At 61.6% G+C, this 7,712-nt stretch carries 4 protein-coding genes and 1 pseudogene; 2 read left to right on the top strand and 3 right to left on the bottom strand.

Going from position 1 to position 7,712, the window contains the following annotated elements; genetic code table 11:
- Nucleotides 1–163: 163 nt before the first annotated feature.
- From QOC89_RS22480 to QOC89_RS22470, 3 genes are all read right to left on the bottom strand, one after another.
- The gene (locus QOC89_RS22480) at nucleotides 164–1,231 is read right to left on the bottom strand and encodes a carotenoid 1,2-hydratase (RefSeq protein WP_323047028.1); all 1,068 of its coding nucleotides are present in this window, start codon (nucleotides 1,229–1,231) and stop codon (nucleotides 164–166) included.
- Between the two features lie 269 nt (nucleotides 1,232–1,500).
- Nucleotides 1,501–4,071 carry an FtsX-like permease family protein gene (locus QOC89_RS22475; protein WP_323047030.1) on the bottom strand — a complete coding sequence of 857 codons (2,571 nt, stop codon included), beginning with the start codon at nucleotides 4,069–4,071 and terminating at the stop codon, nucleotides 1,501–1,503.
- Nucleotides 4,061–4,810, bottom strand: a complete 750-nt coding sequence (locus tag QOC89_RS22470; protein WP_323047027.1) for an ABC transporter ATP-binding protein — start codon at nucleotides 4,808–4,810, stop codon at nucleotides 4,061–4,063. Before QOC89_RS22470 ends, QOC89_RS22475 begins: the two co-directional genes overlap by 11 nt.
- A gap of 689 nt (nucleotides 4,811–5,499) precedes the next feature.
- Between QOC89_RS22470 and QOC89_RS22465 the strand changes: the two genes are divergently transcribed.
- Nucleotides 5,500–7,053: an NADH-quinone oxidoreductase subunit M gene (locus QOC89_RS22465; protein WP_416340441.1), complete on the top strand. Its 1,554-nt coding sequence runs from the start codon at nucleotides 5,500–5,502 to the stop codon at nucleotides 7,051–7,053.
- 372 nt (nucleotides 7,054–7,425) lie between these two features.
- Nucleotides 7,426–7,712, top strand: a pseudogene (locus QOC89_RS22460) (cytochrome ubiquinol oxidase subunit II); the annotation flags it as partial.

Here is a 7,712-nt window from a genome sequence, read left to right as displayed (position 1 = left end):
GTGTGAAAGTAGGTAATCGTCAGGCTCCCCAGCAGCAACAGAAACCCCACCCCCAGAAGGTGGGGTTTCTGCGTTTACCGCCCCGAAAAAAACGGGCAAACGCAAAAAACGGGCAAAGCAGCGCCGGGCGCGATCCTGCCCGATGCACGCCTGCTCTTCCGCATCACTCCTCCCCTATCCGGAGCGCATTCGCATAACCCGTCAGCTCCAGATACGCACGTCCGACGTCCACACCTTCGCGGCTCACCCGCACGGCGCCTTCCCAATACACTGCGCCGGTCGATTGACGGGAATCGAGTTCCTGGTCGTCCATCAGTGGATCGAGCTGCCACGTAAGCGCACCGGTTTTGACCGTCATCGAAACGGGATACGGCGTGTTCGTGCGTGGCGAGCGCCATGTGCGCACCGGAGTGAAGTCGACCTGAGCGGGGGCGAACGTTGTCACCTGGCCGTCGCGATTTCTCAGCGCCGCATGTGCCCATAGCGCGTGTCCATCGCGACTGCGAACCTTGAAAGCCATCAAGGCCGAACCGTCTGTCAAGTTGGCGCCAAGCCAATCCCATCCGACCGCGTCGGTAGCGAGCAGCGTGCTCGACCATTCATGATCGAGCCACGCCGCACCGGTAACAACGGTTTGGCCGCCCGATTTTCCGCCTGCCATAACCGGTCGAACTACGCTGCCGGTCACGCGCAATTGCGGCTCGCTGTAGTAATAGCTGGCCTGTTCGGGTCGCGAACCTTTTCGCGAGTAGCCGTGCTCACCCTGCAACAGTGGCGCTTGCGTTGGCGTCAACGCGAGATGCAGTGCGAATCCGTTCGCATCGACCGTGACGTCGTAGTGGCCGTCGGCAGCACGGGCGATTTTCCATGCGTCGAGTTTGACGTCGGTATTGTCCGGCTTCGCATACGTCAGCCCAAAGCCCTGGCGCGCAATACGCTGATCGTGCGCAAGATGGCCGACAGCGGGATCGCTCAACGCGGCATGGGCAATGATCAATTGCGACGGCGCGAACGCACTCGGATCGGCCGCGTCATGTCCAGTTGCCGAGCGAAAGAAGGTGATCTGGAAACCAAGCGGTTGATTGTCCGGCGTCGTGAGCCAGCCCGTTGCGTACCACCATTCAGTGCGAAAAGCCGGGTGTGCGCCAGTGTCTTGAGGCAGCACGATCGAATGGCCCGGCGTGACCGCTGCGAACTCGGGTGTCGCGGCGACTGCAGATGCGCTAGCCATCAAACCCAGGCTAAGCAACGCCGCATGCATCGCGGCGCTCAGTCGCCGCGCACTTGCCAGGCGAGGCAGCGTAGCTGATGGCTCGCCTGGAACGCTGTGCGTCAGACAGACCCGACCGGCTCGATAAGAACGCACCGCCACTCGATAAGTCGCTCGATACGTCGCTTTACAAGTCGCTTGATACGTCGCTTGATACGTCGCTTGATACGTCGATCCGTACGCCGCGTCATACATCGACTCCCACACCACCTCACGCGGCAATCCCCTCATCACCAATCCTCCTTCACCGCGCGCACCGCATCCACCGACACCGCGCCGCGTCCCGCCATCACCGCCGTCGAACACGACGACGCCAGCATCACCAACGCCACTGTGCCGAGCACCGTCCATGGAACATGCAGCGACATGCTCCAATGAAACGACTGCGGATTGACGACGAACACGAGGATCAGACTGATTGCGAACCCGAGAACGAAGCCCATCGCAATGCCACAAGCGGTGAGCATTCCGCCTTCGAATGCGAGAATCGCGAGAACCTGCGAGCGGGTCACGCCCACATGTCGCAGCATGCCGAACTCACGGGCCCGCGCGAGCGTTTGTGCGGAAAACGTCGCCGCGACGCCGAACAGTCCGATTACGATCGCGACTCCTTCGAGTAGATAGGTAACGGCAAAACTCCGGTCGAAGATAACCAGCGTATGCGCGCGGATCTCTCCCGGTTGCGACAGATCCAGCGACGCGCCGAAGGGCAGCGCACGCAGCCCGGTAATCACGCGTTCGACACTCGTCCCGGGTTGAACGGTGACTGCCACATCCGTCGCGCTCGTGTCGCCGGTCAAACGCCGATAATCCGCAAGCCGTATCTGGATCGCGCCGGTCTGACGCACGTAATCACGCCATACGCCGGCCACGACGAACACATGACCATGTTCGCCGAGTGGCAACCGCACGCGCTGACCAAGCCGATACCCATACAGATCGATCATTGCTTCGGATACCCAAACAGGCATTTCCTCACCATGAAGCACAGAAGGAGGCAACACAGCTCCAGTCATCTGTAGACTCGCGCCGGGATCGGCGGCATTGATTTCGCGCGCGAGCACGGCAACGTCCGGCCGCGCGGGATCGAGCGTGAGATGTGAGGTGCGGGCAAACGCAGCCGTCCTGATGCCGGGCACAGCCGCCAGCAGCGTCTGTTCATCGGGGCGCAGGCCGCCGGTATCGCCGTTCGGCGCCGCGCGCACGTACAGATCGGCCGAGAGCAGATGACCCAACCAGTCTTCGACGGAAACGCGGAAACTTGCCACCATGATCGCCATCGCGACGATCAGCGCAAAGCTCGACAACACGCCGCCCATCGCAATCGATGCATGGCCCGGCGCATTCGCGAGGCGCGCCAACGCCAACGTGCTCGCCGCGCCGGCGCGCCGCCGCGCACCGAACGCGCGGCTCGCGGCACCAAAGATCAAAGCGGTCACGCGCGGCATCAGAGCAATCCCGCCGACCAGCAGCAGCGCAACGGCCAGGTAGCCGCCGATGGGCGCATCGAACAACGGCGGCACCCGCGTCAAAACGGCGGCAGCCAGCACACATGCCAAAGCGGGCCAAGGCGTGGCGAGCCGCGCCAACGCGCCTTCTTCCGCGCCGGCTTTGAGCGCCGCTGCGGGCCGCGCACGGGCCGCTTCCAGCGCGGGGGCCAGACTGCCTAGTACCGACACGGCAATACCGAGCGTCAGAAACAGGGCAGTCGCCAGCGGTTCGAAACCGACGTGCGGTTGCACGCCAGGAAAGTAGCCACCGCCCAGGTCGCTGCCGAAAAAGCGCAATGCACCGCTCGCCATGGCATAGCCAAGCACGAGTCCGGACAGCGAACCGAGCAGGCCGAGTAGCGCGCCTTCCATCAGGATCTGACCTAACAACTGGCCACGCGTCAGTCCAAGCACGCGCAGCATCGCGAACTGTGCGCGGCGCCGCACAACGCCCAGCGCCTGCGTTGAAAACACGAGAAAGGCGCCGGTGAAAAGTGCCACCAGCGCGAGCACATTCATATTGATCCGATACGCGCGCGACAGACGATCGGTGCGGTTTTCGGCATCGCGTGTCTCGGCGATCACCCACTGGCTGCCGAGCCGCGCTTGCAGGTTCCGCTTGAAGCGTTCGCGGTCGATGCCGCGTTCGAGTTGCACGTCGATGCGTGACAGCTTGCCCACCTTACCGAACTTCCACTGGGCGGCGGCAATATCCATCACCGCGAGACGCTGACCCGGCCGCGTCCTCACCAAGCCACCGGCCACACGGAAGTGCACGACGGAGGTACCGCTTTGCAGCGCCACGTCGTCGCCGATCTTCACTTTCAACCATTGTTGCGCCGCCACGGAGAGAAACACCGTATCAGCCGCGAGCGTATCGAACGGCCGTTCCGGTGCCGGCACGCCGATCAGATCGGGCGCAAGGCGGCTCGCCTTGAAGACGTCGATGCCGAGCACCGGCAGCGCCGCGTTCTGATCCGGCACGGTCACATCGAGAGCGAGTACGGGACTCGTCAGCGCGACACCGGGCTCAGTCGACAAACGCGGATAGATGGACTCGTCGAATAAGGGCTGTGCGGCGCGCACCTGCAGATCGGCCTGACCCGACAGGCTACGCGCCGCCGCCGAGAATTCATTGAAAGCCGCGCTATTGATCAATTGAACCGCGTAGCCCAGCGCGACGCCGAGCGCGATCGTTGCAATTGCAACCAGTGCGCGTCCGCGATGACTGCGCCACTCCGCATCCAGCAGCCAACGCGCGAGCATGCGATGACCTCGCGTTCGCTGCAACGGGCGTAGCTCAGCGTGCATCATCGGCTGAACGCGCCGTGGTTCGAGCGTCGGCGTGCGAGTCCGAAAAGGCGTTGCGTCCGGACGATGCGTGCAGGCCGCCGTCGCTCAGAATCAGGATTCGATCCGCCACGGCCGCGGCGGCTTCCGAGTGCGTGACCATGATCGTGGCCGCACCGGTTGCCTTGCTTTGCGTGCGGAACAGGCCGAGCACGTCGTGTGCGGTATCGGGATCGAGATTGCCGGTGGGTTCGTCGGCGAGAATCAGTTTCGGTCGATGCACAAGCGCCCGCGCAATGGCGACCCGTTGCAACTCGCCGCCCGACAACTGCCGCGGAAAATCATCGCCACGGCCGCTCAAGCCGACGGCCGCGAGCATGTCGAGCGCGCCGGCGGTGGGCAGCTCGTTGAGCAGCAGCGGCAACGCGACATTCTGCGCAAGTGTCAGATGGGGCAGGACGTGAAACGCCTGAAACACGAAGCCCAGTTTTTGCCGTCGCAAACGCGTTGCCGCGTTGTCATCCAGACGCGAGACCGCGCTGCCGTCGATGATCACATCGCCGCTATCCGCGCTGTCGAGCCCTGCAACGAGATTGAGCAGCGTCGATTTGCCGACGCCGGAGTCACCCATGATCGCGACGAATTCACCCGGCGCGAGCGTGAAATCGAGGTGCGCCAGCACGATGCGGCCGACGCCGTAGGTCTTGCTGAGCCCGCGGCACTCGAGCGCGGGAATGACGCCTTCATCACGAAGCACCATGCGATATCCGATAAGTCAGGCCGGTGAGGGCGGTGTCCAGCTGTGCGGAAAATGGGCGCGCCGCGTATGAGCGTCGAGCCTGTGAACCGCCAAAGTATATTCGGCTTCTGTAAGGCTCGCAGGCGCATGCCGGCATCGTTTGAAACCCATCTGAAAGCGGACCGCCAGGCACTCAAGCGCGTTCGATTCAGACGCGTGCGCCTATTTCTTTAGGGTGCCGGGCCAAAAAAATTTTCTCTTCGCAGACAAGCGAAATTTTTGACGGACGCCCGAAATCGGCCTTGATGGCACCTTATGCACCAGCATGATTCATTCCATTCCTGGGCGTCGCGTACGAGCGTTTTTGCAAGAGTAGTTAAGCCGCGTCCAACTGCTTTCTTCTACGTGCAAAAAGCATGGTGTATACCCTGCCTCGAAGGCTTTGTGCATTTGCACACTTTTGGATGTTTCGCAAGGGCCGCTGCGGCAGCAAGGCGTTGCTTTCAAGCGTTCTAGCGTTGTTGCGCTGCAAAAGTATTCTTATCTTGGTAATCTCCCACCCTTGTTCATTCGACCGCGGGTAAACGCGAGGCAGGCAGCACTGCTTCGACGTCGATTTCAGCGAAATCCAGCCTACATATCCATTTCAACGCTTTCATTTTCGAAGGTGTTGATGCGGCGTTTTGTATCTCAAGTTTTCAACAGAACACATGTCATTGCCTCCGCTTCTTAGCCTACTCATCTGGATTCCTATTGTCGCCGGCCTGGTGGTTTTGCGTGCCGGATCTGACGCGGCACGTAGTCGCACGCGATGGCTCGCGCTGATCGGCGCGGTCGCGGGTTTCCTGCCGGTGATTCCGCTGGTGTCGAATTTCCGCAACGACGTGACGTCGATGCAGTTCGTCGAGAACGTGCGCTGGTCGCCCACCTTCGATATTGCGTGGCACGTGGGGGTGGATGGGATTTCGCTGTGGCTCGTCGCGTTGACGGCACTGACCACGATCATCATCGTGGTTGCCTCGTGGGAGTCGATCACGGAGCGCACTGCGCAGTACTTCGGCGCCTTCCTGATGCTCTCGGGTTTCATGCAGGGCGTGTTCACGTCGATGGACGGCATGTTGTTCTTCATCTCGTTCGAAGCGACGTTGATCCCGCTGTACCTGCTGATCGGTACATGGGGCCATTCGAACCGCTCGTATGCCGCGGTGAAGTTCTTCTTCGTCTCGTTCCTCGGTTCGCTGCTGATGCTGATGTCGATGCTGTATCTGTACAGTCAGACGCACAGCTTCGACCTCGCGCTGTGGCGTGAAACGCACCTCGGCACCTGGCCGCAGATCTTGATCTTCCTCGGCTTCCTGGCAGCGTTCGGCGTGAAGGTACCGATGTGGCCGCTGCACACGTGGCTGCCCGACGTCCACCTGGACGGCCCCACCGGCGCCGCCGTGATGATCGGTATGCTCAAGCTGGGTGGCTACGGCCTGCTGCGTTTCGCGCTGCCGATCGCACCGCAAGCCAGCCATTTCTTCGCGCCGATGATGATCACGCTTTCGCTCATCGCGGTGATCTATTCGAGCCTGCTGGCACTGGTGCAGACCGACATGCGCCGCTTGCTCGCGTATTCGACGATCGCGCACATGGGTCTCGTGACGCTCGGGCTGTTCGTCTTCAACCGTATCGGCCAGGCGGGCGCGATCGTACAGATGCTGTCGTACGGTGTGGTTTCCGGCGCCATGCTGCTGTGCACGGGCATGCTTTACGACCGCACGAAGACCGCTTCGATCGCCGAGTACGGCGGCGTCGCCAACACCATGCCGCGTTTCGCTGCCTTCGTGATGCTGTTCTCGATGGCCAATATCGGCCTGCCGGGCACCTCGGGTTTCGTCGGCGAGTTCATGGTGTTGATGGGCGCGATTCGTTTCAATTTCTGGATCGGTGCCATCGCGGCTTCCACGTTGGTGCTCAGCGCGGCCTACACGCTGTGGATGTACAAGCGCGTGATTTTCGGCGCGATTGCCAATGCACGCGTCGCGAAGCTGCAGGACCTCGGCAAGCGCGAGTTCGTCCTGCTCGGCGCGATGGCTTTGCTGGTGCTGGCTATCGGTATCAATCCGAAGCCGTTCACCGATGCGATCGACCCTTCGGTCGGCACGTTGCTGGCCCAGTCGGAGCGCAGCGCGCATCCTTCGGACGCCGTGCCGGCTGACGGTGGCGAGCATCTGCAGGCGGCGGTTCCTGCCACCGTCGCGGCACGCACGCCGGGCTGATCGCAGCGAAGCGTTGAGCGGATGCAGCATTCGTCGCGAGGATGCTGCCTTCGCCGGCCGGTTCTTTTCCGCATCGGCGCATGTCTCTTTTCGAGCCCATGGCGCGGCGCAATCATTCACATGACGCTGCGTTTTAACGCTTGTTTAAAGGGACTTTCGTGCTTCGGCGGCTCAGCCGGTACTTGCGGAACAGCATGGCGGATCTCGCGTGCGCACAGCGATGCGGCAACATGTCACACGATGCTGCGACGCAATAGATCGTTGCGAAAATGAGTGTTTATATCCACTTTGCGCCCCCTTATTATGCGAGCGCTTATTAATGGAGAGCGGTCCAATGACGTTCGTTGAAGACGTAAAGAAGAGGCAATGCATATGAAAGGAAAGACTCTGCGCGGGTCGTTAAGTTTCCTTTCCACCGGCCTCGTGTTGCTGCTCTCGGGTTGCAGCAACTTCGATGTTCTGAATCCGAAGGGGAGTGTGGGTCTGGCCGAACGTGATTTGATTACCACGTCGACCTTGGCCATGCTGATCGTGGTCGTTCCGGTGATCGCACTCACGCTGCTGTTCGCGTGGCGTTACCGCGCTTCGAACAAAAACGCCGAATACCGTCCGGGCTGGGTGCATTCGACGGGTATTGAAATCGCCATCTGGACGATTCC

This window comes from Paraburkholderia sp., from assembly GCF_034668105.1.
Classification (GTDB): domain Bacteria; phylum Pseudomonadota; class Gammaproteobacteria; order Burkholderiales; family Burkholderiaceae; genus Paraburkholderia.
This window is presented reverse-complemented; position numbering and strand designations above follow the sequence as displayed.